The 429-nt window shown below is 70.6% G+C and carries 1 protein-coding gene; it reads left to right on the forward strand.

Features of this window, described 5'->3' with window-relative positions; all coding sequences use genetic code 11:
- Positions 1–429: hypothetical protein (locus AC066S_RS39555; RefSeq protein WP_478272022.1), on the forward strand; the 429-nt coding region annotated here is incomplete at both ends.

A 429-nucleotide genomic window follows, 5' to 3' on the forward strand; every position in this document is an offset into this window, starting at 1 on the left:
GCATCGCCCGTTCGCTCGTGAAGATCGCGGCCTATGCGCAGTACCGCCACCGCATCGAGGAAGACCTGTTCGGCCGCGACCAGCGCCAGACGGGCACGCTGGGCATCGCGGGCTTCATCGCGCAGGGCCTGGGGCGCTACGCGGGCTCGCCGGATTTCGCGGCGGCGATGCAGTCGGGGAACGTGCCGCATCCGTTCGATTCGCACCCGCCGATGCGCGAGCGCATCGAGCGCGTCGGCATCACGCTGGCGGAGCGCGACTACGGCGCCGTCGTGCAGCAGGCGCCCGCGTCCACCTGGGTGCAGGAGATTCCCGTGGCGGAAGCGATCGAGCAGCGGCTCTGGGCGGCCTACGAATCGGACTTCGCCGAGAACCATGAACGCAGCCTGGCCTACCGGTACGAGCCCGCCGACGCGCAGGAACGTGCGC

The organism is Bradyrhizobium sp. CFUWI, assembly GCF_056429085.1.